At 59.6% G+C, this 25,989-nt stretch carries 19 protein-coding genes and 1 pseudogene; 11 read left to right on the top strand and 9 right to left on the bottom strand.

The features are described 5' to 3' along the window. Positions 1-90: 90 nt before the first annotated feature. Together AB7828_RS30320 and AB7828_RS30325 are read left to right on the top strand one after the other, a co-directional pair. Positions 91-1,950: an AMP-binding protein gene (locus tag AB7828_RS30320; RefSeq protein WP_441232347.1), complete on the top strand. Its 1,860-nt coding sequence runs from the start codon at positions 91-93 to the stop codon at positions 1,948-1,950. Positions 1,951-1,982: 32 nt separating this feature from the next. Then, positions 1,983-2,843 carry an HpcH/HpaI aldolase/citrate lyase family protein gene (locus tag AB7828_RS30325; RefSeq protein ID WP_441232058.1) on the top strand — a complete coding sequence of 287 codons (861 nt, stop codon included), beginning with the start codon at positions 1,983-1,985 and terminating at the stop codon, positions 2,841-2,843. 31 nt (positions 2,844-2,874) lie between these two features. Here AB7828_RS30325 and AB7828_RS30330 read toward each other — a convergent pair whose 3' ends face one another. Together AB7828_RS30330 and AB7828_RS30335 are read right to left on the bottom strand one after the other, a co-directional pair. Beyond that, positions 2,875-4,056, bottom strand: coding sequence for a CaiB/BaiF CoA transferase family protein (locus AB7828_RS30330; protein WP_441232059.1), 1,182 nt, complete (start codon positions 4,054-4,056; stop codon positions 2,875-2,877). After that, complete coding sequence (locus AB7828_RS30335; RefSeq protein WP_441232060.1) at positions 4,053-5,159, bottom strand: CoA transferase; 1,107 nt, start codon at positions 5,157-5,159, stop codon at positions 4,053-4,055. Before AB7828_RS30335 ends, AB7828_RS30330 begins: the two co-directional genes overlap by 4 nt. 263 nt (positions 5,160-5,422) lie before the next feature. Here AB7828_RS30335 and AB7828_RS30340 point away from each other — a divergent pair, with 263 nt between their 5' ends. From AB7828_RS30340 to AB7828_RS30350, 3 genes are all read left to right on the top strand, one after another. Beyond that, positions 5,423-6,610 carry an iron-containing alcohol dehydrogenase gene (locus tag AB7828_RS30340; RefSeq protein ID WP_441232061.1) on the top strand — a complete coding sequence of 396 codons (1,188 nt, stop codon included), beginning with the start codon at positions 5,423-5,425 and terminating at the stop codon, positions 6,608-6,610. A 58-nt stretch (positions 6,611-6,668) separates the two neighbouring features. After that, the gene (locus tag AB7828_RS30345; protein WP_441232062.1) at positions 6,669-8,102 is read left to right on the top strand and encodes an aldehyde dehydrogenase family protein; all 1,434 of its coding nucleotides are present in this window, start codon (positions 6,669-6,671) and stop codon (positions 8,100-8,102) included. Positions 8,103-8,211: 109 nt separating this feature from the next. After that, positions 8,212-9,168, top strand: coding sequence for an NAD(P)H-dependent flavin oxidoreductase (locus AB7828_RS30350; RefSeq protein ID WP_441232063.1), 957 nt, complete (start codon positions 8,212-8,214; stop codon positions 9,166-9,168). A gap of 193 nt (positions 9,169-9,361) precedes the next feature. Here AB7828_RS30350 and AB7828_RS30355 read toward each other — a convergent pair whose 3' ends face one another. The 5 genes from AB7828_RS30355 to AB7828_RS30375 form a co-directional block, all read right to left on the bottom strand. Beyond that, positions 9,362-10,672, bottom strand: coding sequence for an acyl-CoA dehydrogenase family protein (locus tag AB7828_RS30355; protein WP_441232064.1), 1,311 nt, complete (start codon positions 10,670-10,672; stop codon positions 9,362-9,364). Between the two features lies 1 nt (position 10,673). Beyond that, on the bottom strand, positions 10,674-11,066 hold the full coding sequence (locus AB7828_RS30360; protein ID WP_441232065.1) for a DUF6285 domain-containing protein: 393 nt from the start codon (positions 11,064-11,066) through the stop codon (positions 10,674-10,676). Between the two features lie 3 nt (positions 11,067-11,069). Next, entirely contained in the window at positions 11,070-12,005 is a 936-nt protein-coding gene (locus tag AB7828_RS30365; RefSeq protein ID WP_441232348.1) for a phosphotransferase family protein, read from the bottom strand. Between the two features lie 174 nt (positions 12,006-12,179). After that, the gene (locus tag AB7828_RS30370; RefSeq protein WP_441232066.1) at positions 12,180-13,415 is read right to left on the bottom strand and encodes an ABC transporter substrate-binding protein; all 1,236 of its coding nucleotides are present in this window, start codon (positions 13,413-13,415) and stop codon (positions 12,180-12,182) included. Between the two features lie 135 nt (positions 13,416-13,550). Beyond that, positions 13,551-14,810 (bottom strand): cytochrome P450, encoded by a 1,260-nt coding sequence (locus AB7828_RS30375; protein WP_441232067.1) that lies wholly within the window; start codon positions 14,808-14,810, stop codon positions 13,551-13,553. A gap of 658 nt (positions 14,811-15,468) precedes the next feature. Between AB7828_RS30375 and AB7828_RS30380 the strand changes: the two genes are divergently transcribed. After that, complete coding sequence (locus AB7828_RS30380) at positions 15,469-16,461, top strand: IclR family transcriptional regulator (RefSeq protein ID WP_441232068.1); 993 nt, start codon at positions 15,469-15,471, stop codon at positions 16,459-16,461. Between the two features lie 351 nt (positions 16,462-16,812). After that, positions 16,813-18,432 (top strand): flavin-containing monooxygenase, encoded by a 1,620-nt coding sequence (locus AB7828_RS30385; protein ID WP_441232069.1) that lies wholly within the window; start codon positions 16,813-16,815, stop codon positions 18,430-18,432. Between the two features lie 279 nt (positions 18,433-18,711). On the opposite strand, the gene AB7828_RS30390 is transcribed toward AB7828_RS30385, so the two are convergent. Further along, positions 18,712-20,658 (bottom strand): putative bifunctional diguanylate cyclase/phosphodiesterase, encoded by a 1,947-nt coding sequence (locus tag AB7828_RS30390; protein ID WP_441232070.1) that lies wholly within the window; start codon positions 20,656-20,658, stop codon positions 18,712-18,714. Between the two features lie 267 nt (positions 20,659-20,925). Here AB7828_RS30390 and AB7828_RS30395 point away from each other — a divergent pair, with 267 nt between their 5' ends. Then, the gene (locus AB7828_RS30395; protein WP_441232071.1) at positions 20,926-21,081 is read left to right on the top strand and encodes a hydantoinase/oxoprolinase N-terminal domain-containing protein; all 156 of its coding nucleotides are present in this window, start codon (positions 20,926-20,928) and stop codon (positions 21,079-21,081) included. A 432-nt stretch (positions 21,082-21,513) separates the two neighbouring features. Beyond that, positions 21,514-22,263 carry an enoyl-CoA hydratase/isomerase family protein gene (locus tag AB7828_RS30400; protein WP_441232072.1) on the top strand — a complete coding sequence of 250 codons (750 nt, stop codon included), beginning with the start codon at positions 21,514-21,516 and terminating at the stop codon, positions 22,261-22,263. Positions 22,264-22,564: 301 nt separating this feature from the next. On the opposite strand, the gene AB7828_RS30405 is transcribed toward AB7828_RS30400, so the two are convergent. Next, on the bottom strand, positions 22,565-23,455 hold the full coding sequence (locus tag AB7828_RS30405) for an alpha/beta fold hydrolase (protein WP_441232073.1): 891 nt from the start codon (positions 23,453-23,455) through the stop codon (positions 22,565-22,567). Positions 23,456-23,846: 391 nt separating this feature from the next. On the opposite strand from AB7828_RS30405, the pseudogene AB7828_RS30410 reads away from it, so the two are divergent. Both AB7828_RS30410 and AB7828_RS30415 read left to right on the top strand, forming a co-directional pair. After that, positions 23,847-24,215 (top strand): annotated as a pseudogene (locus AB7828_RS30410) (ArsR/SmtB family transcription factor); the annotation flags it as partial. Between the two features lie 522 nt (positions 24,216-24,737). After that, positions 24,738-25,727, top strand: coding sequence for an NADPH:quinone oxidoreductase family protein (locus AB7828_RS30415; protein WP_441232074.1), 990 nt, complete (start codon positions 24,738-24,740; stop codon positions 25,725-25,727). Positions 25,728-25,989: the final 262 nt, after the last annotated feature.

The following is a 25,989-nucleotide window of genomic DNA, read 5'->3' on the forward strand; positions in this document are numbered from 1 at the left end:
GCGGCTGCGAACACCGGATAAATTGGCCGGCGCAAAGTACCGACATCGAGCGGATTTAGTTCGCAGAACGCCAAGATGAGTTTCGACGCAATGACCAGCTCTCGAGTTACAAGCGGAGTGCCTTTCAAGAAGGTGCAGTGGCTCTCACGAGATATCGATGTAACTCGTCGGGACGACGGATCGATTATCCTGCAGTCGCGGCACGCGCTTCGATCCTATGCGCCAAACGTACCAGCGCTCTTGTCCGCGGCGGCAGATCAGGTGCCGGACCGCACTTGGCTCGCCCAACGCCGGGGAGCGACTCGCTCATGGCGGACGGTCTCCTATTCGCAAGGCAAGCGTACTGTCGATGCCCTGACCCAGGCCATCCTGGATTTGAAGCTTCCTTCGGGCTCGCCCATTGCGCTTCTCAGTGGAAATTCCATCGAGCATGGACTGCTCACGCTGGCTGCCATGCAAGCGCAACGGCCGCCGGCCCCAATTTCGCCATCGTACTCCCTCGCCAGCCACGACCACTCGAAACTTAAATACGTCATGGATCTCATCCGGCCCGGCGCGATCTTCGTTCAAAGCGGCGTGCAGTTCGAAGCGGCGATCAACGCGCTTGAGCTGCGGGACGTCCCGATCATCCACGTCGACGAGCCTTCCGACAAGGTGGCAAGTATCGCGTATGCCGGCCTCGTAAGGCGCGATGCGTCTCCCGACGTCGAGGGGTCGCTTCGCGAGATTACTCCTGATTCCATCGGCAAATTTCTCCTGACGTCCGGATCTACTGGCCTGCCGAAAGCCGTCGTCAACACGCATAGAATGATGTGCGCTAACGTGGCGATGAGTCAGCAATGCCGCATACGTCGACCTGGCCAGGTCGTGCTCGATTGGCTGCCCTGGAATCACACGATGGGCGGGAACATGATGTTCAATTCGGTAATGGCGGACCTCGGGACGCTCTATATCGACGATGGCAGGCCGCCCCCGGGGCCTTTCGAAGAGACTTTGCGCAACCTCAAAGAGATCTCGCCGACATATTTCGTCAACGTTCCGGCCGGCTATTCCGCTCTGATCTCCGCTATGGAAGCCGACGACGTACTCGCCGAGAAGTTCTTCAAAAACCTCGAAGTGCTCACGTACGGTGGCGCCGCGCTATCGGAGGATCTCTATGCGCGCATGCAGAAACTGGCCGTGCGATGGACAGGCAGCCGCATAGTCTTCTACACGGGCTGGGGATCGACGGAGACCGCTCCCACGGCAGCATCGACATATTGGAACAACGAAGGCGTAGGTCTTGTCGGCCTGCCTCACCCCGGCGTTGAAATGAAGCTCGTCCCCATCGAGGACAAGTTCGAGCTACGCCTTCGGGCGATCACCGTTACTCCCGGCTATCATGGTCAGCCCGATTTGACGGAAGCCGCATTCGACGAAGAAGGCTTCTACAAGATAGGGGATGCCGGCCGTTTCGTGGACAAAGATGATCCCTCGGCCGGCATTCGGTTCGCTGGGCGTATCGCCGAGGATTTCAAGCTCTCCACCGGTACCTTCGTTCATTCCGGCCCGCTGCGGACCGCGGCCATCTCGGCCGCTTCGCCCGTCCTACGCGACGCCGTGGTTACCGGACAGGACCGGCACTTCGTGGGACTACTCGTTTGGCTCGACACCGAGGCCTGCCGTCAACTCGCGGGGCTTCCGGATGGCCGCCCCGAAGAACTGGCAAAGAGCGGTGAGATTCTTTCCATCTTGAAGGCTGGATTGGCGCAGTACAACGACAGGGCAGGCGGATCGAGCACCAGAATCGCTCGCATCCTCATTCTTCACGAGTCCCCCTCGATTGAAGCCGGCGAGATTACCGACAAAGGTTACGTCAATCAGCGCGCCGTCGCGACGCGTCGTGCGGAGGCCGTCGAACGGCTGTATGCCGACGTCCCGGATGCCGACGTCATCGTACTCACGGCTTAGAGCCAGAACTCAGAAAAAAAAGGAGGTCGATCGTGGACTCAATCCGACCGCGTCGCAGCGCGCTCTATATGCCTGCCTCCAATCTAAAGGCCATCGAGAAGGCCCGTGGGCTACCCACCGATATCGTCATATTGGACCTGGAGGACGCCGTCGCGCCCGATGCGAAGGCAGCCGCCCGCGAGGCCGCAGTCGCGGCAGTTCGCGCGGGTGGATTCGGACGCCGCGAGGTCGTGATCCGGACCAACGGTCTCGACAGTCCGTGGGGAGCCGAGGACCTGGCAGCAGCCGTATCCGCAGGTCCGGACGCTATTCTAGTTCCTAAGGTCAACGACGCCGCCGATGTCGCGAATTACGATCATGCGATTTCGCAGGCTCCGCAAAAGACACGCCTGTGGTGCATGATCGAGACCGCAAAGGCGGCATTCCACTTGTGGGAACTTGCCACGTGTGCAAGCACGACGCGCTTGTCTGCCTGGGTACTTGGCGTAAACGACCTCGCCAAGGAAACGCGCGCGATTCAGACGGCGTCGAGAGAGGCATTTCTCCCCATTCTCTCTTTGGCTGTCGCTGCCGCACATGCGAACGGACTGATCGTGCTCGACGGAGTTCACAATGAAGTCGACGATTTGGACGCCCTGGAGTCGACCTGCCGTCAGAGTGTCGAACTCGGCTTCGACGGTAAGAGCCTCATTCATCCGAAGCACCTCGACATCTGCAATAGCGCCTTCTCGCCGTCAGACGCCGAGATCGAGTGGTCCAAACGAATAATCGCGGCTTTCGACCTGCCGGAAAATGCCGGCAAGGGCGTTCTTCGCATCGAGAACCGGATGGTCGAACGGCTGCATCTCTTGCAGGCCGAGCGCGTCGTCGCGATCGGCAGATCATTGTCCTGATCCACCCTGTAAGGGCCGAAATCGGAGAGCCCTAGGGCGCATCGACCGTCGGCCGATCGCTCAGGATACCTTCGGTTTCCAGCCTATCGATCTTCGCTTCGTCAAAGCCGAGTATGGATCGCAATATCTCGCGGGTGTGTGCACCAAGGCTCGGAGCAGGACGGTTCATCACGAACGGTGCGTCGTCGAAGCTGTAGGGCATTCCTTTCAGCATCACGCCGCCTTCCGACCACACGATACTTTCGCCGAGCATCTCGGGTGCACGCAGGAGATCGTCGCCGTTGTTGCAGGGGGCCGCAGGCACATCAACCTCGCACAGGAGCTGCGACGCCGAGGTGGCGTCGCGGACGGAGACCCATGAAGCCAAGGCATTGGCCAAGCTGCCCTCTTGTCCGACGAGCGTCCGAGCATGCCTTTCGTCCAGCGGACCTGACACGGTGACGGCAACCCACTTGTCGTCGCTCGCTCGGAAGCACTGTTGAAGCAGGATTCCCGGTTCTGCATTGCCCTTTCGCGCCGCCTTGGAGGTTCGGGTGGCGGACGCGCTCACGATCTCCTCGCCGAGCAGGAAACTGACGACCTCGCGCTGCGAGATGTCTACGTGCGCACCCTTGCCTGAGCGGCGTGCAGCGCGGACCGCCGCCATTACCAGACCTGCCGCTTGCAACGAGACAACCTGATCGGGATAGTTGACATCTCCGCCGCTGATCAAAGGTTCGCCGTCCGGGTACCCTGTCATCGCCGCCAGGCCCCCCATCGCCTCCAGGGTCGACCCATAGGTCCGGTGCTGTCGGTAAGGTCCTGTTTCCCCCTGGCTGGTAATCGACACATAGACAAGCGCCCGATTGACAGCACTGACCTCCGCATAACTCAGCCCTATCCTCTCCATCACACCGCGACTGAAGTTTTCGACCAAAATGTCGCAATGCCTTAGAAGCTCGAGTACAACGACGCGCCCCTCGGCGCTCTTGAGATTGACCGAGATTCCTCGCTTGTTTCGGTTCGTGAAGTGGAACTGAGCCGAGTTATTCCACCAATCGCCTTTTCCGTCGGGATTCCAGCGGCGAAATGGGTCCATGAACGCCCCCGATTCGATCTTGATCACGTCGGCGCCGAAGTCGGCGAACATCGCCGACGTGTTCGAGCCGGCAGTTAACAGGCCGAAGTCCGCCACCCGAATGCCGGCAAGCGGACGAAACGACTGGATCGTCATAGGGTGTCCCCCCGAATATCCGCAACTGTCATTGTCTTTGGCGGGGCCGTCGAGCCGCGCTCACCGTTGAGAGTCATCGGCAAGGTAGGTGTGCAAAAACTGCCGGTGCCAGGCTGGCTTACACATGTGAGGAACCGCCGAGCGAGATATTGTTCGTCGTCTAGCAATTCACTTGGCTCGTAGACCGGTCCCAAAGGCACCCCATGCTCCCGCGCAGCCGCATAGACCTGCTCGCGATTCCGCGAAGACAACCAGCGGCGAACGATCGTCATGAGGTCCTCCACATTGGCGGACCGTCTTGCTCTTGTGGCGAAGCGCGCATCGTCCGCCTCCGGATCGCCGAGCATCGCGGTAACGCGATCGTATTGGCTGGGCGTGTAGACGAATGCGATCCAACCGTCCTTGCATGGAAGAACCTGGTATTCCGCCTTCATGCCTTGCCGGGAGACGGGCGCGCCCGCCACCGCGCCGGCCGTCGCTTTCCAGTTGATCCACGTGACGGTTTCGACGAGTGAAACACGTGCGTGCATGGCGTGGCCGCCGGCCTCACGCTGCAATATGGCTGCCATTCCTGACGTGAAGGCGGACAGACCCGCCGCGTAAGGGATTTGGTGGCCGGCGATGCGCAGGGGCTCTCTGTCCGGATCGCCGATCATGTCGAGCAGGCCACCGAGCGCCAGGATCTGGAACTCGTCGACTGGCCGCACCGCCCATTCCTCGTCGAGGGCGGCCGGCCAGGTCGCGATCCGCACGGTAGGCACGCCCTTAATCTTCAGAAGCGTGTGCGCTGGATCGCCCTCGGCGAGGATCGCTCCGTCCACCCCGCTGGCGATCAGGCGGTCAAGCGCTTCGGCCTGCTCGTCGTCGTCAGCTGGCGAAAGGATCGACATGTCGGTGCTGAGAAAATGATAAAGGGCGCTATTCCCATCGGGAAGCAGCGGCTGCACGTCCCGCAGGGGATCGCGGCACGCGGGCTCGAGCCGAAGGACGGTCGCCCCCAATCCCGCAAAGCATTTGGCTGCCATCGCCGTTGCCAGCCGCACACATAGCGGCGAGCTCTTTCGACAAAGCTCCACCAGGGTCAAATCGCCCAGCAGACGCATGTTCTCTCCTCCGGCCAGCAGTTCTGGGACATCTGGCGCCGGCAACGATAGCGCATATCCACGAGAAGGACGCACAAACGGCCTGCGCGCGCACTCTGCCGTCGAGTTTATTGCAGTTGTAATGAACGGCCGGCGGCGCTTGCAGCGCGGCCAGCGAGGGGGGGATATTTCCTCACGCCTGCGAGCGCTCGCAAGGCGAACAAGTCTCATCGGCCCCGTGTACCTGAGGATGCCGCACTATCTGCGTCGTGTAAGGAGCAAAGATGGAAAAGTACCTATTTCCGCAGGGGATCGAGCGCGTCCTGACGGACGTGTCGGCGCAGGAGGCGCTACCCTGGCTGTTCGACTTGTTCGGCTATAAGCGAGCCTTCATCATTTGCTCTCGCACGCTGAACACCAAGACAGACATCGTGGCGCGCATACGCGAGGCCCTCGGCGAGAGGGTGGTAGGACTCTCGGACGACGTCGGTGACCATGCGCCGATCCTGAAGTTTCTTGCCATCGCTCGCCAGGCAAAGGATCTGAAATCGGATGTTCTTTTGACCATCGGCGGCGGTTCGGTGATGGACGCCACAAAGATGATCCAAGTAGCGATTTCGGAGGACGTCTATACGAAATCGGAATTGCTAGATCTTCAACCGAAATTCGACTTCATCAAGTTTGCGTTCGGCGAGTATCGGCCCGTCGATGTGAAGCCGGCCGCCATTCGGCAGATCGCCGTGCCGACCACACTGGCTACGGCGGAGTGGACTCCGGCAGCGACGCCCGTCGACGAGGACACCCGGCTGAAGGCGCGGTTCATCGTTCCTGACGGCACGCCTCAGGCAATCGTCTACGACACCGGAGTCCTCGCCGAGACACCTACCGACCTGCTTCTTTCGACCGGCATCCGTGGTCTCGACCACGCCGTGAACACCTATTGCTCGACGGAACCCAACCCGTTCACGAGCGTGTTGGTTGAACGAGCGATTCCGCTGTTTTTCGACAATCTCCCCAAGCTGAAGCGCGATCGGTCGAACCGCGAGGCATTGAGAGCCTCCCAGCTGGCCACTTGGTACACGGGCATGGGACAGATCGCCGTTCCGCACGGCTTCAGCCACATGATGGTCCACGTGCTGGGTCCCTATGCAGGTGTGCGGCACAGCGATGCCGCCTGCGTGTTGATGCTCGCCCAAGCCAGATGGATCGAGGCGATGGATAAGCATCCGCTGAGCCGCATCGCCGCTCTACTCGGCCGACCAGACGAAAAATTTTCTGAACTGCTTCTTGGATTGCTACGGCGGCTAGAACTGCCCACGACCTTAGCGGAACTCGGCATCCGCCAGACTTTGGTGGAAGAGATGCTCCCCCTGGCCGTCGCTCACCCACGTGTCATGAAATACAATCTGCGTCCTATCCTGACGGAGGACGACATTAGGGCGGTCCTGTTGCTGGGAGGCCCGGCTCTTTAGAGAGCCCATTTACGGACAACGAGGTCTCCAGAAGTCAGGACGAGTCGAGGGCCAGAAGATGGAAAATAGCCGCAAGTTCTTCATCGATGGAACATGGGTGAATCCCTTTTCGTCGGATTTTTGCAGCGTCAACAATCCGGCGACCGAGGAGACTGTAGCCCAAGTCGCACTGGGTTCTGCAGCCGATGTCGACCGCGCCGTGGAGGCCGCGCGACGGGCCCTTCCAGTCTACGCGGGGAGGAGTTCGGCCGAACGGTCCGAGATGCTCCAGAGTATCCTGATCGCCGCCGAGGCGCGCAGTGAAGAGCTCGCGCTGTTAATAAGTGCCGAGATGGGCTCGCCGATCACGCAGTCCAGGCAGATGCAGGTCGTGGTCGCATTGTCTCATTTCAAGGAGATGGTCGCGGTCCTGAGGACCTATGAGTTCGAGCGATTCATGGACGACACGCTCCTGCGGCGCGAGGCTATCGGCGTCTGCGGTTTGATTACGCCCTGGAATTGGCCCCTTCACCAGGTCACCGCCAAACTTGCCCCAGCGCTGGCAGCAGGCTGTACGGTTGTTGTGAAGCCGAGCGAAATCGCCCCTTTGAGTACCATCTTGTTCATGGACATTCTGAAGGATGCCGGAGTACCTCCTGGGGTGGTCAATCTCGTTAATGGCAGCGGCGCTACCGTGGGGGAGGCGATCGCTAGCCATCCCGGCATCGCGATGGTTTCTTTCACCGGCTCGACGCGTGCCGGCATCCTGGTCGCCAAGGCGGCAGCCAACAGTGTCAAGCGGGTCGTGCAGGAACTGGGCGGCAAGTCTGCCAACGTGATCCTACCCGACGCGGATCTCGAGAGGGTCGTTCCAGCGGGTGTCGCGCGGTGCTTCGCCAACACCGGCCAATCCTGCCAGGCGCCCACACGAATGCTTGTCCACCACTCCCAGCAGGAGCGCGTTTTTGATATTGCCCGCGAGGCGGCCGCCCAATGCCGCGTAGGCGATCCTCTCGATCCGGCAACCACCATGGGACCGCTCGTCAGTAGTGCTCAGTTCGATCGGGTGCAGCGCTTCATCGAGCGCGGTATCCGCGATGGTGCGACTCTCGTTTGTGGCGGTCCCGGCCGTGTCCAGGGGCTAACCCGGGGCTACTTTGTTCGGCCGACGGTGTTCGGGAACGTCGACCGAAAGATGGAGATTGCTCAGCAGGAGATCTTCGGCCCGGTCCTGTCGATCATAACCTATAGGACAGAAGACGAGGCGGTGGAGATCGCCAATGCCACAAGCTACGGCCTTGCCGGTTATGTTCACAGTGGTGATCTGGACCGCGCTCGGGCCGTCGCGAAACGGCTGCAGGCCGGTCGCATTTACATGAATGGTGGAGCCCACAAGGCGAGCATCCCGATGGGGGGATACAAGCAATCCGGTAATGGCCGCGAACTCGGCATCTTCGGCCTTGAAGAGTACCTCGAGGTGAAGGCCGTCCTTGGCTACGGAAGCCCCGCCTGATGCCCGACTTCAGAGCGCTTGAAGTGCCCGAGCGGCACCGGCCTTCCGGTGGTCGGCCCCACAGGGAGATCTGTCATGGTAACGTCGAACGGATGGGTGCTGTCGGACTATGTTAGATCTCACCTTCGGCGGCCGGCTGCGCCTTCCGCTTATCCAAGCTCCCATGTTTCTGGTGTCCACCCCGGCACTGGCGCTGGCGTGCTGCAGTCGCGGGGTGATGGGCTCGTTTCCGGCCCACGCGACCCGCAGCCGCGACGTCTTCGCCGATTGGCTCGCCCAGATGATGGAAGGTGTAGCGGCGCTCGAGAATCCCGCGCCTTGGGCGGTGAACATCGTTGTACATCCGACCAATGCGCGGATGGAGGGCGATCTAGAGCTCTCCATTCACAGGAAGGTCCCTGTTATCCTGACGTCGAAGGGCGCACCCGAGAGCATTTTCGGTCGCATTCATGAATACGGCGGCGTCGCGTTCCATGACGTCGCGTCGGCGCGGCACGCCGAAAAGGCCGCCGCCGCCGGGGCAGACGCCCTTATCGCGGTCACCGACGGGGCTGGCGGACATTGCGGGACGATCAATCCGTTCGCACTGCTCAACGAGATCAGGCAAGTGACCGACAAGCCCATCATCCTGTCCGGTGCGATGAGCACCGGCCGTGACATCCTGGCGGCCCAAACTATGGGAGCTGCCGCAGCCTACATGGGTACGCGGTTCATCGCCACCACCGAAGGCGGCGCCGATGACAAGTATCGTCAACTGCTCATCGACAGCACAGCCAGGGACGTGTTCTTCTCGTCTGCGCTCGATGGAGCGCCGGCCAATTGGATCAAGCAAAGCCTGATCGACTGCGGCGTCGATCTCAACGAGCTCGCGACCACGATTCCGGGCGAAATCATGGCATCAGGCAAGGTCCGTGAACGCTATTCGAAGGTGAAATCATGCGGGCAGGGCGTCGGCATGGTGAGTGCCGTGGAAAGTGCCGTCGCTGTCTGTGATCGGCTCCGAGCGGAGTACGATGACGCGCGGGCGGCCATGCGCGCTGTCGTCGATGGCACGTCCCGCAATTGAAGCAGGGTGCCTGATCGATGCCGGGTGTTTTCCGGCACATGGTTCTGCAGTACGTCCCGGCAAGAGGAGCGCCCGCTGCGCGTCCCAAGTAGCGCTTCGGAACACCTGCCCGCGACGACGGGTCACCTCCGCGCCGCGGCCGGCATTCCCGCAGACCAACAGCTGCAGGCCGCGCCGAGGGCGCGGCTTTTCCTCAGCTGCTGACACCAGCTTTGGTCGCACGGTCCGCGACCTTTTTCGGTCCGGCGTAGCCGAACAGGAAGGCCGCGACCTTACGCATCTGAATTTCCTCAGAACCTTCGGTGATGCGGTAGCGCCGGTGGTGTCGGTAGATGTGCTCAAACGGCTTGTGGCGCGAGTAGCCAATCCCGCCGTGGACCTGCATTGCGCGATCGGCGGCCTCGCAACACAGCCGATTTGCCCAATAATTGCACATCGAAACCTTGTCGGAGATTTCGCGCGCGATCTGCTTCTGATCCATTTGGTCCATCTGCCAAGCGGTCTTGCGGATCAGAAGCCGCAGCATCTCGACCTGAGTAGCCAATTCGACCAGCGGAAACTGGATCGCTTGATTGTCGGAGAGTGGCTTTCCGAAGGGTTTGCGTGCGCGAGCATACTTGACGCTTTCCTCGATGCAGTACACCGCGGCCCCAAGCGAGGCCGCAGCCTGCCTGATACGGTTCTGGTGCACGAAGCTCTGCCCGAGACCGAGCCCGCGGTCGATCTCCCCCCAGTAGCTGTCTTCCGGCACCCACACGTCAGTGAAGCTGACACGCGGATGATCGGTGGGCATGTTGAAGGTCCACAACCATTCCTCGACTTTTACGCCTGGTGTGCCGACAGGCACGATGAAGCAGGTAATGCCCTGCGAATCCCCGTCCGCACCGGACGTGCGGGTGAATAGCATCACGTGCGTAGCTATGTGCATGTTGGTCACCCACATCTTCTCGCCATTGATGAGCCAGCCGGGCTTGCCGTCGCGTTCGCAGCGGACAGCGCGCGATTCCATGAAGGTGGCGTCGGACCCATGGTTCGGCTCAGTCAGAGCAAACGCGGTCTTCATCCTTCCGCTCAATAGCCCATCGCCGTCCCGCGCGGCCTGCGCGGGGGTCGCGAATTCGCGGAACATGGTGATGAAAGGCAAAGTGCCGACGATCGAGTGCTCGTTCTGAAGATCGTTGTGCAGACCAAGTCCCTTCGATGAGAGATGCTCGCGGATCACCGCCAGCCACAACATAGAACCGCCCTTACCACCATATTCGCGTGGCCACCCGAAACGCAGGTGCCCGGCCGCGTCCGCGCGACGCTTCGCTTCCGCCAGCAGAGCTTCCCACTCGGGGCGGGGCAGCCCGTGATGATCCCAGTCGGTGCGGGAATTCTCGCGCCGATGATCGAAAAAGCGCTCATTGTCATCCTGGGCCTGCAGCGGCTTGATCTCGGCGTCGATAAAATGATCGAGCTCGTCCAAATAATCGAGCAATGCTTTTGGCAGCGCAAAGTCCATTTCAGTTCCCCTCAGGTGTGACGGCGGCGGGAAGCGCCGCCAAGTATCCGGAATAGCGAGGCTGATCGACCGCCAACTTCGCCAATGTCGTCAATCGGAGATGATCCAACAAACCTTGGGTATCGGGACCAATTGAGCCGTCGGCGATGCGCTGAGCGAGCTCGCGATTTCCTTCGTCTAGACTCGTTTCGTGCCGGAGCAGCTCTGCAAGGCGACGGACCTCTTCCTGCTCGAGCGGCTGCGGGAGCTCGATCTGTCGCCTGACCAGCTCGATCGCATTGACTGCCACCCGTGCTCGAAAGGCCAGACGCCCTTTCACAATCGGCCCAACTTCGTTGCGCAGAAATTCGGCGACAGCCGAGAGAATGTCCACCGGCTCGGGCTTGTCCTGCATCGTTCAGCACTCCATGAGCCGAAGGAGGTCGATTTCCGTCTCGGAGGCGCGCCTCGCGATGAGGGCGCGCTCGACTGAGCCATCCTTCTCCCGGAATTTCCTCAGGGAACCCGCACACATGGTGCCCCAGCGAAGCGTCCCGAACACCTCCCACCATCGTTGCGCATCGCGGTCGAGCGGAGCGCCTCCAGACGATTCGTATCCGGCGTAGAGATCCGCGTAATTGCCGAACCCGCCCACCGGACGATCGATCCGGCCGAACCGCCACGAATTGACGCAGAGCCATCCCAGGTCCTCCATCGGATCCCCGACGTGCGCGAGCTCCCAGTCGAGAACGGCGCGAACGCCCTCGCTTCCGATCATCAAGTTGCCATTCCGGAAATCGCCGTGGACCAGTGCCGCAATAGAGACCGGCGGCGCATGGTCTGCCAGCCAACGAAAAGCAAGCTCAAACACAGGCCTGATGGTCGTGCTATCGCGGTAGGCCCCATGCCAGAACTCGACTCCTTCCGCCGGTGAGCGGCGGGCGAGCATCGGAAATCTGTCTTGCGGGATCGAATGCACTTTGGCGAGAATCTCACCACATTGATACGCCAGCATGTCGCGCGTTGTCGCGAACTGGGAATGGTTCGCGATGCGTCCGCCAAGGGTTTCCCCCTCGACATAATCCATGATGTAGCCACAACCGAGGCCGTCATCGGGGGTCAGAATATGACGCACCGCCGCGACCGGTACGCCAGCCTCGCCAGCGGCACAGACAATTGCGCCCTCCAGATCCAGAGAGATGCCGCCGCTCAGTACGCCGCTCGCGGAGGCGCGACGTAGTATGAATGCTCGCTCGCCGTTCGCACCCGTTAGGACGAAGCGCCATATCTCCTGCGACGCCCCCGCCGAGAGACGTTCTAAATTGTCAATACGTGTCGGAGAGCCGGCCAACATGGGCCCGAGGCGCGCCAATCTCTCGCGACTTTCTGCCCCGATTTCAAGTGTCATTAATTTCTCCTGCAAACGGCCATGCATTCGAAGCGTCGCCAGCAAGGGCCGTAGCGTGGCGCGCATCAATTCGCGTCGCGACGCCGTTCGAACTCCCGACGGTTGGGCGACCGATCAAGATCACTTAGTTCCGCTTTGGATACTCAGAACCTCTCCGAACCGTTCCCATTTCCGCCCCTTGAACCGGGACAGTTGCAATTGCTTGATCGGGGCATAATCGGTCGGGCTGGTGTTCAGTGTGATTCCTGGCAACAGACCATCGATCTGAAGAGATCTGAGATTGGCGGCCTGCCTAATCACGTTTTCTCTCGTCAGCTCATCACCGCACATTTCGAGGACGTGCCGCAGTGTCTGAGACACGGCATAGCCGTACATATAACCAACGTCGGAACGGTCGGCGCCCGGCAGGTACTTTTCGAGAAACTCGTTCCATCGTCTTATGCTCGGATGATCGACCCACTGTGGATCCGACCCATCCATCACGTAGAAGGATGTCACAATCCCTTGAGCGGCTTCGATGCCGGCAGGCTGCATCACGGCTCCAACAGACGAGCTGGACGTCGGCACGATGTGCAATGGCTTCCAGTTCAGCTCGGCGACCTTCTTGATGGTCTGCGCCGCAACTTTTGGCAGCGAAAAGTTGAGCAAGGTGTCCGCGCCGGTGGCAGCAATCTTCGCGACATGCGAATCGACCGTGGGTTCGGCGACTTCATAGCCTTCTTCGATCACGATTGCGGATCGCGCCCGGTCGCCCAGCGCCTCCTTAAACCCCCTGAGTAGATCCCTGCCGAACTCGTCATTCTGATAAAGAACAGCGACCTTCGCGTCCGGTTTTGCCTCGAGCACATAGCTCGCGTAAATCCTGCCCTCATGCTGAGTGTTGGGTGACCACCCCATCGTCCAGGGAAAGTTTTGAGGATCGTTGAATTTTGCGGCACCCGTCGCAACAAACAACTGAGGGACCTTCTTCGTGTTCAGATATTTCTGGATAGCCGTATTTGAGGGCGTGCCAAGCGTGTTGAAGATCAGAAGCACCTCGTCGCTCTCGACCAGCCTGCGCGTCTGCTCAACAGCCTTGGGAGGACTGTATGCGTCGTCATAACTAATCAATTTGATTTTGCGGCCGTTTATCCCGCCCTGATCGTTGATCATCTGAAAATAGGCTAGCTCCGTCTTTCCGATGACCCCGAAGGCGGAGACCGGACCGCTGTAAGGAAACGTGTTGCCTATCCTGATCTCGCGATCGCTGGCGCCTTTGTCATATTTGGTTTCGGCTCCCAATGTCGGCGCGTTGAAGATCGCCATGCCCAACAAGAATGGAAGACCGCTCCTACGCAAGGATTGATAGTCCCTCATACGTGCTCCTCTGAAACATTCGCCTGTCCCTTCGACAAGCTTCTGACTTCCACATCCTACTTCTGGCGCCTGGACCGGCGAGGGCGAGGTGGGTGCCGGCATTCGTCTCAAGCCGCTGCTGTGCGGAGATGCCTCTCAGTTGCCCATACGCCGGCCGGACGTAAACTCCACCGGCATGTTGATGATCGCATTGAAGATGATGCTGCGCAGGTATGCCGGCTCTGCCGTCATGCGAATGTCGGGCATCCGCGTGATGATTGCCTTCAGCAGTTCGAAAAGCTGGAGCCGCGCAAGACGCGCGCCTAGACATACGTGCGGACCGACCCCGAACGACAGATGACGATTTGCATTCTTCCGCGTGATATCGAAGCGATCGGGATCTGCGAATACGTCGGGGTCGCGGTTCGCCGCCGGATATGACATGTAGATCTTGTCGCCGGCGCGGAATTGATGTCCCCCGACGACCGTGTCCTTTGCAACGGTGCGTCTGAAGTTCAGGACCGGCGGGGCGAACCGGAGCACCTCCTCGATGGCGTTCGGTAGATGGCCGTCGATATCGGAGAGCAGAAGTTCGTACTGGTCCCGGTGTTCGTTCATCAAACGGATGAAGTGCGCCGCCGTGCCGCGCGTCGTTTCATGTCCGGCAACGGATATGATGAAGAAGAACATCCCAAGCTGCTCATCGGACAAGCGGTCGCCGTCGACCTGCCCATGAACCAGCGCGCTCATCAACGACTTGTCGGGCGACGCTTTCTTTTCCTTGACTAGATTCATCGAGTAGGCGAGCAGGCGAGCCTTGGCAGGTCCTTCCGGATCCGGCGCCGTTTCGAAGTCGGCCGCTTTGTTGCCGAGCTTGAATATCTTCTCGCGATCACGATCGGGGATTCCGGTCAGCTTGCAGAATGTGTACACGGGAAGCTTCGAGGCGACATCGAACACGAATTCGCACTGGCCCAGCTCGATCACATCATCGACGATGTCCTGGGCGACCCGTGCTATCTCTGGCGCGAAGGCGTCGAGCGATCGGGGCATGAACGGCGGCACGACGATCTGCTTGACCTGCATATGCGTCTTCGGCCTCATGCACATGATTCCGGCACGCTGTTGCTCGAGCGCTGCCGGCTCATAGTCAAACACCATCATGCCTTCCATATGTGTGGTGAAGAGCTCCGCATCTCGCGAGACCTCCGACACGTCCTTGTAGCGGGTCAGGACCCAAAAGCCCTTGTGGAGGTCCATGCCGGGCTGTAGCGGCCGGTAGGTTCCTGGAGGCGGCGGCGGATTCCAGTGGACGGGATCTTGGGCCCGCCACGCCGCGAACAGCGAGTAAGGCGGCCCGCCGCCCTCGGGGACCAAGTTGACATTCACCAGGTTGGTTTCGAGTGCCGGTGTCATAAGATCTACCTCCCTCTTCTTGTTGCCGGTCTTGTTGCCGGCGGACACGCCCGTTCAGCGAGTCACGCATCTACGTGGCGCTTCGGTTCCCTTACTGCTGCCTCGTCACAGCGCTCAAGCGACGGTCTCAGTTTAAGGCCCAGCGCCCGCAGCAGCGTTAGGGCGCTTCCAGGCATACTCTTCCGGGGACTCTCACAATCGGTGGGCGTTGCCCCGGACTGAGGTTCGGGTGCCGATGCTTTGCCCTGCGCTGCCGAGATGGACGCGTCGATCGAGGGAAAGGCTGCTGCCGGACTGGGCTGTCCGATAACCCGATCTGTTCTTCCTCGGCACTCCGCCCGGAATTCGGATGCAATGGCGTGTCTCCCGTTGTTCGAGCAAGTCGCTTGGCTCGCTTGTTAGCCAATCTGTCACAGGACGCGCTCAGTTCGCACGCCGGAACGCAGCACCGGCAAACGTCAGGTCCGATCTATTACAAGTGTAAAAATCGAGCCCGCCGGACCGCGGACAGGTTTGAAAGCCATTACGTATGTGTTGGAATGGCCGGCCTTCGGGAATTGCGCTTGGCCCACGATCGCTTCGCGGACAGCAGTGCGTCAGGTTCGGCGACCGGGACGGTACCAAGCCTCGAAAAAGAGGCGCGCCTTGGGAGGACTCAATGGTTGAACAAGCGCATTATCGGATCAATTGGACGGTGCCTTGGGGGCGCCAGATTGCCGATCAGTCGGCTCGCTCGGTCAAGTCCGCGGAGCGAACGGTTGCTTTGTTCGAGCTTTTCGCGCTGCACCAACGATCGCTCACGATCGGGCAAATCGCCGCCATGTTGGACGCTCCGCAGCCCAGCGTTACGATGCTCGTCCGCAATCTCGTACGGCTAGGATACATCGAACATGATCGTTCGACGAAAACCTACATTCCCACCATCCGGATCATGCTGTTGGGAAGCTGGATCCATCGTCGGTTCAATGCAGACAGCGACCTGGAGGCTGCCCTCGACGAGCTGATCCGCGAGGCCGGAGAAACTGTTCTCGTCGGCATTCAGAACGGCATGTTCTCGCAATATGTAAGTGCGCAGATGGCGGCCTATCCTTCACGCATGGAAGTTCAATCGGGTATGCTGAGGCCGCTCACATGTACCGCCGTCGGCCGCCTCTTGCTTAGCCTGAAAACTGACGCGGAGATCGGCCTCCTCGTGCGCCGATGTAATGCGGCGGTCACCGACGACAGACTTCGCGTCTCGCCCGGCAAATTTATGGATGTTATAGCACGCACGCGAGCCCAAGGCTTTGGGGAAACGTGCGGAGACATACGGCCTGGCCATTCCGTCATCGCCGTCACGTTGCCCTGTCCTGTCGGGAGCATTCCTCTGGCCATCGCCGTCGGCGGCCCGACCGAACACATGATTCGGAAGCGCAGCTTGATCATAGCGGGCCTGCGCCGCGCCCAAGCCAGGCTCGCGTCGCACGCAGTTGGCAGCATTTCTGGCTTGAGCAACCCTCCCTCGGCCGTTGCTCCTGACACTGCCCTTAGTTCAGCTGAGTTCGCTGGCCGGCGCCGCGGTAGCGACAGCGAGCGATTTTGTGTTGCGACTACTGGTTCTGGACGATCTGATAACCTGGACGCCGCTTCCCTTTGCGCTCCATGTTGGTGAGATCGGCACGGTCGGTTGAGTATGCCCAAGGCCTAGGATCTCTGTCGGGTCGGTTCGAAGAGGACGAACCGACAGTATGAGGGAGCTCCTTCCGCCCCCTCGCGTCGCCTGGATATGCGTCAGGTCGAGGCGTCATCACTGCTCGTTCCATTACAAACATAATGTCTGCGCTCTCGACAAGCCTGCGGCTTGCTCCTTACGTCGCCCCCATGCCAGCTTGAGCGCAAACACTTTTGGGGCATCCGGCCGCGACTTAGCCAACTCGCGGAGTCGAGGCAGCATGGTTCTCCTTTGCTCGAGGTCGGATCGCAGCGAAGTCAGCTAGGTTGGGACCACAGCAGGGAGAGACCGATGAACGACGCGACAGGGCAGCTAGTAGATGCAGTAGTCGTCGGCGCAGGTCTAGGAGGGATTTATCAACTTCATCGGCTCTTGAAGGATGGCTTGACATGCAGGGCGTTCGAGACGGCCGATGAGGTTGGCGGCGTCTGGTACTGGAATCGATATCCAGGCGCGCGAGTAGACTCGCATTTTCCCTTCTACCAGTACTGGTTCGCGAAGGAGCTTTGGGAAGAGGCCGAGTGGTCGGAACGGTTTCCGGCTCAGCCGGAAATTGAACGATATCTGAACCGTGTGGTCGAAAAGTATGATCTTCGCCGCCATATCTCGTTTTCGAACCGTGTAACTTCGGCCGACTTCGAAGAAGACAGGGGAACATGGCTTGTCAGGACCGACAAAGGGGAAGTCGTCCGGAGCCGGTTTCTTATCTTCAACACCGGCGGATTGTCTGAGCCGACCGTACCTTCGTTCCCAGGCCACCAAACCTTCGCCGGGCGCAGCTGCCACACCAGCCGTTGGCCGAAGGAAGGCGTGGAGCTTGGGGGCGAGCGAGTTGGCGTCTTCGGCACGGGAGCGACCGGAATCCAGGTCGTTCAGACAATTGCTTCCAGGGTTGCACGACTGACGGTATTCCAAAGGACGCCACAATACGCAATCGCTATCCGGAACACAGGGATCTTTCCGGAAGATCTGCGCAGCATGCGGCTGTCCTTTGATGATCTTCGTGAAAGGGTGCAAAGATCGCGCGGCGGGTTCGTATACGACGACGTCGCTCCGCCAAAATTCGACGACCTCGAGTCCGGCCAGCGCGACCAGCGCCTCGAAGCACTATGGAATGAAGGCAACCTCCGCCTCTGGGGAGAGAGTTTCGCGGATGCAAGCGTCAATGCGGAGGCCGCGGCCTACGTCTCCGACTTCGTGCGAAAGAAAATCCGATCTCGAATTGTCGATCCAAGAGTCGCGGACAAGTTGATTCCGACCGACTATTACTTCGGGAGCCGTCGCGTACCGCTCGAGAACGGCTACTATGAAACATTCAATCGCGAGAACGCCGAGCTTGTCGACTTGCGCCATGAGCCTGTCTTATCCATGGACAGGACCGGCATCATTACCGCGGCTCGCCGCTATGATCTGGACGTCATCATCTATGCTACCGGGTTCGACGCCGGTGTGGGCGCAATCAGCAAAATCGACATCCGCGGTGTCGGTGGCGCATCGCTTCGAAGTCTTTGGGAGGAATCAGTCCGAACAACGGTCGGAATGCAGGTACATGGGTTTCCGAATTTGTTCATGACTATGGCTCCCTTTGCGCCGGCGGCGGCACTCTGTAACGTTCCGGTGTGCGTGGACCAACAGTGCAATTGGATCGCCGATACCATTGGATTCGTAAGAAGAAAGGGGTTGAAGTCCATCCAACCCTCTGCCGCAACAGAGGCGGCATGGATGGAACACCATGAATCGGTATCGGAGCCGACGTTGATCGGTCAAAATCGCAACTCCTGGTATCGTCGTAAAGGGCCGGATGGTGCCGACCGCGAGTTGTTGGCCTACCTGGGCGGCATTCCGGCGTATCGGGAGGCCTGCGACAGGATGCGGTCCAGTGACTATCAGGGCTTCGAGTTGGCTTCATGAATGGTTGCGAGCGTCGGCGCCTCATCATCCTTGAAAGGGGCTTGGACAAGTTCAGGTCGTTTACCAAGAGCAGCAAGCACGTCAGACGCCGAACTACTCGTACCGTATAGTTGCGCTCGGGTGCTCAGCCGGAAGGCCAACTTGTCTGATCGTCAAAATGCTGGAACTGTGGGGCGGCGCCACTCCGGGCGGTCGGAGGCGCGGCGTTCGTCGCGCCAGACCGTGCCCCCTCCGCGTCGCCAATACGACAGCGTCGGCCGATGGAACTGCCGACAGTATTCAGTCCCCGCTACTCGTCGTCTTTACCGTCGAAATCTGATCGGTCGTCCTATGTGCACCGTGGGCGTTCTCTTCATGGTCGCTTGGTTGCAAAGGGGGCGATAGCGCGAGTGTATGCTGGAGCAGAGATTCCATGTCGTTCGCGCTGATCGCGCGTCCGACGGGCGCGTGATTGGAGGCGTACCCCATGGGCGCCGTCGCTTGGCCGGACGTCCTCAACATCTCTGGTATGACGGTGAAGCCCATTGCCTTTCCTAAGCCTACCATGGCATCCGCCACTGCATCTTCGCCCGCATCCTGCTCCATACCGCGACCGAATGACCGGCCGATCCTGACGGTATCGACCGGGAATGGCTTCCTCTCGGAAACGGCAGAATAGGCCATCCCGAAGTCGTCTATGGCAAGATGCACACCGAGCGTCTTTAGCCCCTGAAGCAAGTCGATGGATGCTCCGCCTTGGAACACCGATTTTTCGGGGACGTCGAGTTCCAGGAGATGAGCCGGCATGCAGCTTTCGGAGAGAGCGGCTTGAACATCCCGAAACAACGTATGGTCACGTAGCTGACGCGGCGTGAGGCTGACAACCATTCGGAGCGGAGGGCACCCGCGACTTTGCCACTCCATGTTCTGCTTGCAGACCGTTTTGAGCAGCCAGCGACCAATCGGGACCGTCAAACCGGCTTCTTCTCCGACATGTATGAATCGATCGGGCATCGTTAGCCCGAGATCCGGATGCATCCACCGCAGGAGCGCTTCGACCCCAACGATTGCGCCCGTCGAAAGCTCCCGCATTGGCTGATACTGAACTACGAACTCGCCGTGTTCGACCGCGCGACGTAGACTTGTCGTGAGTGCTAGACGCTCTTCCGAGGCCATCTCGATCTCATTCGAGAAGAAGCGCACATCGTTCTTACCCTCCCGCTTGGCCAAGTACATCGCCGCGTCGGCATTCTGGGTCAGTGTCCGCTCGTCACAGCCGTCTACGGGAAATAGAGCGATCCCGATGCTGGCCGTTACCCGACATTCCTGCCCCATTAGAGCCACGGGCCGCATCACCGAGGCGAGGAGAGCACTAGCAATTCTGGCGACCTCATGTCGATCTGCGACGTTCTCGATTATCATGATGAACTCGTCGCCGCCCAACCGGGCTACGACACCCTCGGTCTCGATTCCCGTGCGCAGCCGCCGAGAGATATCCTTCAGCAACTCGTCGCCCGCGGCGTGACCTAACGTATCGTTGATGGACTTGAACCCGTCTAGGTCGAGCAACAGGAGGGCGAACGCGGACCTCATCAGTCCGGGACCTTGGACAGCCTCCTTCAAGATACTTTCGAACATCGACCGATTGGGGAGCCCTGTGAGTCCGTCGTGCGTGGCAAGAAACTGCAATCGTTCGTCGGCTTGCCTCTTCTCTTCGATTCGAACGAATGCATCCAACCCGTAGCCCACGTTCTCCGCTAAACGCTCCATCAACTCGATCATGGAGCGATTTAGCGTTCCTGTCCTCTTATCGAACAAGAAAAACATGACGCCCACGGTCTCACCCTTTCGAAAGAGTGGCACAACCACCGTAGAGTGCGTTCCGGTCATTTCTGCCAAGTGTCGCCATGGCTTCGAGCGCGGATCGTTCCGCACGTCATTCGAAGCTTGAGTCTTGCCAGTCCGAAAAGCAATGCCTGCTAAGCCGCTACCGTTGGGATCTCGCTCGTCGACCGATATCCGCATGAGCGGAAAGACGTGCTCGAAGTTGCTGGCGCCAGCGCGAAACATCAGCGTGGATGATTTGGCCTCGAGGAAGAAAATGGCTGTTCCAATCGACTTGGCGCCATCCACGGCACCGCGACATACCATCTGAAGCATCTCGTCCGGGTCCCGCGCGCGAAGAATGGCTTCGTTCGCAGCACTCAGGGCGGCGAACATGCGCTTTAGCTGGTTTATGGTAGCCATCGGATTCGACCTCACTCGGTCCACGAGTTAAGTCGTATTGAGCTAAGGTCACGTTAGGGTATGAGGTTAATCGAGCGTTACACTTTCGTTGTAATCGATTTTGCACGAATCCATGGCCTTCAAAAACCGGACTATTCGGATTAACGTGCAGAAAACGGATTCCACATGGAAATCCGGTAAGCCGCCGCCGCAGCACCAATCTGTAGGCGTCATGATTCGGCTCGAAGAGTTGGTGCAGCGGCTCGGTCTTTCGCGCGAAGAGAAGAGATGGTCGGTAAGCCCGAGCGGATCGTTCATGTGACGACGGTTGCGACCAACGCCCTTCTGGAGCGCGAGGGCGCCAAGGTGGCGCTCCTCACAACGGCTAGTCATCGCGGCGTCATCGAGATGCGCGAGCGCCTGGAGGGGACCGCTATAATCTAACGCTCTCTCCAGCGACGCGCGTGGCGCCGCGCGACCTGCGCTTTGGCGTCGGTGAGCGCATTAGCTCCTAGGGAGAGGCGGTTATGCCACTCGACCCCGGGTCCCTAGATGAAGCGATGAAGGCGATGCGTGCCTCGGGTGCTAGATGCGTGCGTATCTGTTCACGGTCAGGCTTCACTTGCGCCTGCATGGGCTGCGGTTGAAAGCCGTGGCCGCTAAGTAAATTACAAATGTAATGCGATATCGCTTACCATCGTGAGCACTAGAACCTGAGGCTCGCGCGCGTTAACCTCTCAGCAGAGACCATTTGGCATAAGCGTTCGTGCGCATAAGACGCGGTCCGACAAGGGGCGGGGCTGCGTAGGTTGGGCTCTCCTGACAAGGCAATAAGTTTGACCTCGTACACTTACATCGGGGCAGAAGGAAGCGCTTATGACGGATATCGTATTGCTAGAACGCCGCGGTCGAACGGCACATCTGATCTTGAACCGACCGGAAAAACTCAACTCGCTCAATGTGGCGCTTTTCGAAGCTCTAGATGCTCACGTAAAAGAGATCGCAGCTGATCCCTCTCGCGTCGCGGCAGTGGTGCTGCGTGGTGCGGGAAAGTGCTTTTCCGCAGGTCACGATTTGAGCGACATAGCGGCTGGCGAAAAACCACCAGAGCCCAATTATCAGTCCAAAGTAATTGAGCGGATAAGCCGCCTGCCGCTACCGGTCGTCACTGCCGTTCACGGACATTGCTTTACGGGTGCCTTGGAACTCGCGCTGTCAGGCGATTTGATATTGGCGGCGGAGAACGCGAGGTTCGCCGACACTCACGCGAAATGGGCGCTGACTCCGATATGGGGCCTCAGTCAGCGTCTACCGAGACGGGTCGGGACGAGTAAGGCGCGCGAGATGATGTATACTTGCCGCACCTACTCCGGGCGTGCGGCCGAAGCAATGGGTCTAGTTAACGCCTGCTTTCCGGACGATGAGTTCGAGACTGGCATCGAGAGCTGGGTTGACGAGATCGCTTCGAATTCAAGTTTTAGTCACGCTGCCAACAAGCGGCTGCTCGACAGCACCGACGGCTTGCCTCTGCCGGCGGGCTTGGCGCATGAGGTCTTCCGCAGCGAGGGCAAGGGTCCAGATATGGCAGACCGCATCGCGGCCTTCGCTTCCCGGAAAAAGAGCTAGTTCGCAACTCCAGCAGCCCGCTTTCGCCCCGATGGAGGCGGTTCGACGAGCAAAATCGACCATAATAGGTAAGATCTTCGAATGTTGCCGGAGCTTCACAGCTCCTACAACAGAACAAGAAGGGGAGACGCAGGGCTTATGCGTAAGCTGTTGGCACGGCACGGCGGCCTATCTGGTCGCCGCGAGAATGGAAGTGCGGTCGAGCCCCTCGTTCAACCTGCTTAGGCATTCGCAGAACTGCAGGAGCGTGAACCAATCGCTTTCGCAGCAAGAATCGTCTGTTCCGATAAAATCCGGCCACTTAACGGACTGCGCGAACTCTCTGTTCGAGGGCGGCGATCACGTGATTGCGGACCACGTCCGGGCGTTCGAACGGGAGGAAGTGAGTAGTGCCCGGAACCGTAATCACATCAATCGAAGGGCCGATCCTGGGCGGCAAGTAAGCGAAAGACCCATTCTCAGCTCGTAGGATGCGTGTCGGAAGAGACGCTTTTGCCAGCGCTTCCCAGTCGTCGTGCCCGGTAGCCATGAAGCTGGAAGCCTCCCACCTAGGCGGACAGGACAACTCCACATCGCCGAGCGGCCGATCTCGAAATCCATCCGTCACGTAGTCCTCGAGGCACGACGGAGGCCAAGTCTTGAAAGCACCACGCCCGCGGTAGGCCTCTATGGCATCTTGTCGCGAAGGAAATGTCGAACGTCGCTGGGATGCGGCCGCTGCCATGCCAGTCGCTTCCGGAGGGCTGGGCAACGACGGATGCAAGACGGGATCTAACATCAAGACACCACAAACGAGTGCGGGCCTTTGCAAGGAGGCTAGGAAGGCGGCTGCGCCACCCATGGAATGTCCCACCAAAAGCACAGGTTCTTCCGCCACTCGGTCGAGAAGAGCGACAAGGTCAGCCGTAATGTCACTCCAATCCCGCCGATCAATTTGGAGGGGCGGCAGCGTCGATCTGCCATGGCCTCGATGATCGTACGCCAACACTCTCGTCTGGTGCGCGAGCGGATCGAGGATGCGCCGATAGGCCAGGGCATTCAAACCGTTTGCATGGGCGAACACGACCTCGATAGGGCGGTCGGTCGAACCGAACTCGATCGCGGCAATGCGGCCACCCGAGCAGTCGTCGATCTCGATCTCACGGCGGCGGCAAATCCGCTCGTCCATAACGTCCATACGAACTTGGTCCATCGTGCCCTTTCCCATCCGTTTTCCGCCCGTCACTCGCGCTGCAAAATATGAACGTAGCAGACGACAACGACACTGACCATGCGCGCCAGTCCGATCCGCGCATCCTTGTGTTGCCGAGGTCGGCTTCGCCACGCAGCTGCATCAAGATCTCACGATCCGACTGATGCCCGTCGGACCGATGGATGTCGATCACCGTCGTCGCTTCGCTTCACGACGTGGGCTCCATAATGTTTGCCCACAGCCTCGCTTCTCACGCTGAGAAGTCTATTGAATGCGAAGGACTACTAAAATACGTACGCTCATTTTGCAAAAACCCATTGATTGTGAAGCGCCGGGGTCAATTTATTCAGGAACTGTTGAACAATGTCGGCAGATCGCTATCATTTAGGCCATGAGCCGCACGCCGCTTCATCCCACCCGAGAGCAGATCGAGTTGCCGATCGTCCTGGATTGTCTGGCCGATCCGATCAGGCTCGCGATCGTGTATCAGCTCGCCCTGCAGGAACATGCCAGCAGAGAACCGCGCTGCGGCGATTTCAGCAACCTCGGTGGAAAATCGAACCTCGCTTATCACTTCGCCAAGCTACGCAAATGCGGGGTAACGCAGATGCGCGTCGCGGGGACCAATCGGTTCCTGCGGTTGCGCCGCGAGGACTTGGAGGCGCGCTTTCCAAGCCTACTCGATGCCGTGATCAACTCCGCCGCCAAGGATGCCGGCCGGCTTCAATCGCCGTCCGGCTGCGATGCGAGCGACACGGAGCGAACTACAGGGCGCGTGCACCTCGAGCTGCCTCGCCTAACAGGCCGACGGCGAGTAGGTCGATCACGTCAACCGCCTTGATGGCAACCGAGACTTCTCATCGAGGTTTCAGAAACGGATGAAGAGTTAAGCCAAGCCACCATGATTCAAGCTGGCGTCTACGCGTCCCTACTGCCTTATTTCAAGGAGATCGACGCGATCGGAAGCGCGAGGAATGATGGGATAAAGGTAGTTGAAAAGATGAAATCGTGGCCGACTGAGGGCCTCGCTTTTGGCAAGGGTAAGATCGAGCGTAATGGGCGAAAAGTTCATCCGGCATACCTCTTTGAAGCAAAGGCGCCATCGGAATCAAAGGCACCGTGAGATTATTATAAGCTGTTGGCGTCCACTCCATCTGACGAAGCCTTTCTGCCGTTGGCGAGAAGCTCCTGTATTCTCCTAAGGGTCAATGAGTGGGCATCGAGTGCAGGTTGAATGCTCGAGCGTTGTAGCAGTTTCCTTCCGCAGTATAAGGAGCGCCCCGTGAAGATTGTTCGTGCCGAAACGATAGGCAATGTCGACGATTATGCGATTATTGAATCACCTGTTCCAACCCCGAGAGCAAGGGAGCTATTGGTGGAGGTCCGCGCGTGCGGAATGGGTTACGTTGATGCGCTGGTTGCTCTCGGCAGGTACCAAGTGAAACCGCCAACGCCGTTTACACCCGGCTTCGAAATTGGGGGCGTAGTCGTTGCGGTTGGTGCGGAGGTATCTGAACTAAGCGTAGGGGACCGGGTGATGGCATCGACATTCGGGGGCGGGTTGGCCGAGTACGCTATAGCGTCCGAAGATTCGACCTGGAAGCTGCCCGACCTCTTGGGGTTTCCAGCGGCAGCAGCTTTCCGAACGAACTATGTGACCGCTCTCCATGCTTTAAAGGACCGGGCATCGCTCGCAAAAGGGGAACGCCTTCTGGTTTTCGGCGCGGCTGGAGGTGTTGGTACGTCGGCGGTACAGATCGGAAGGCTGCTTGGCGCGGAGGTGATCGCCGTGGCCTCTACCGAAGATAAGCGCGCCTATGCTGCGTCCAAGGGAGCCCATCACGTGCTTGACACGGCTCCGGAAGGTTGGCGCGAGAGATTGAAGATTGTGTGCAGCGGCGGGCCCGATGTGATCTTCGATCCCGTATGCGGTCCGTTGTTCGAGGCCGCGTACAGGTCGCAAGCTTGGGGCGGCCGTCATCTCGTCGTTGGATTTGCGGGGGGACCTATTCCCGCGTTGCCCGTTAATTTGGCTTTGATGAAGGGGGCCGCTCTCGTAGGGGTGGATGTGCGGCAGTTCTTTCAGTTGGAAGCGCCCCGAGCGCGAAACCATGTCGACCAGTTGCTCGAATGGGCAGCTTCCGGAAATCTCGAACCTGCGGTGGGACGCCATTTTGCGTTCACGGAGTTCAAGAACGCTATGACCTATGCACTTTCGGGAAGCGGAATGGGCAAGACGATTATAGAAATTGGCGGGACATGCAAAGAATGACCTGGCGTCGGGCCGCCCACCCGGATTGCCGCGACGTCCCATTCATCCAATCCTCGGACCTCGCGGCCAGCGACTCTTCGTTGCGGGCGAAGACTTTCTCGATTCTTCGCGCAACCGTCGGGGAAGGCCCGTCGCGCGAGCGGTCTTACGATCAAAGAGGGATTCGGCGCATAAGGACGACAAGTCAGCGCAATGAGCTGGCCCACGCCACGACGCAAGGCGATCAATAGAGCCCGATCTTAAGCCTCCCGCATTGGACCCA

This window comes from Tardiphaga sp. 215_C5_N2_1 (assembly GCF_052076055.1).
In the GTDB taxonomy this organism is placed as follows: Bacteria; Pseudomonadota; Alphaproteobacteria; order Rhizobiales; family Xanthobacteraceae; genus Tardiphaga; species Tardiphaga robiniae.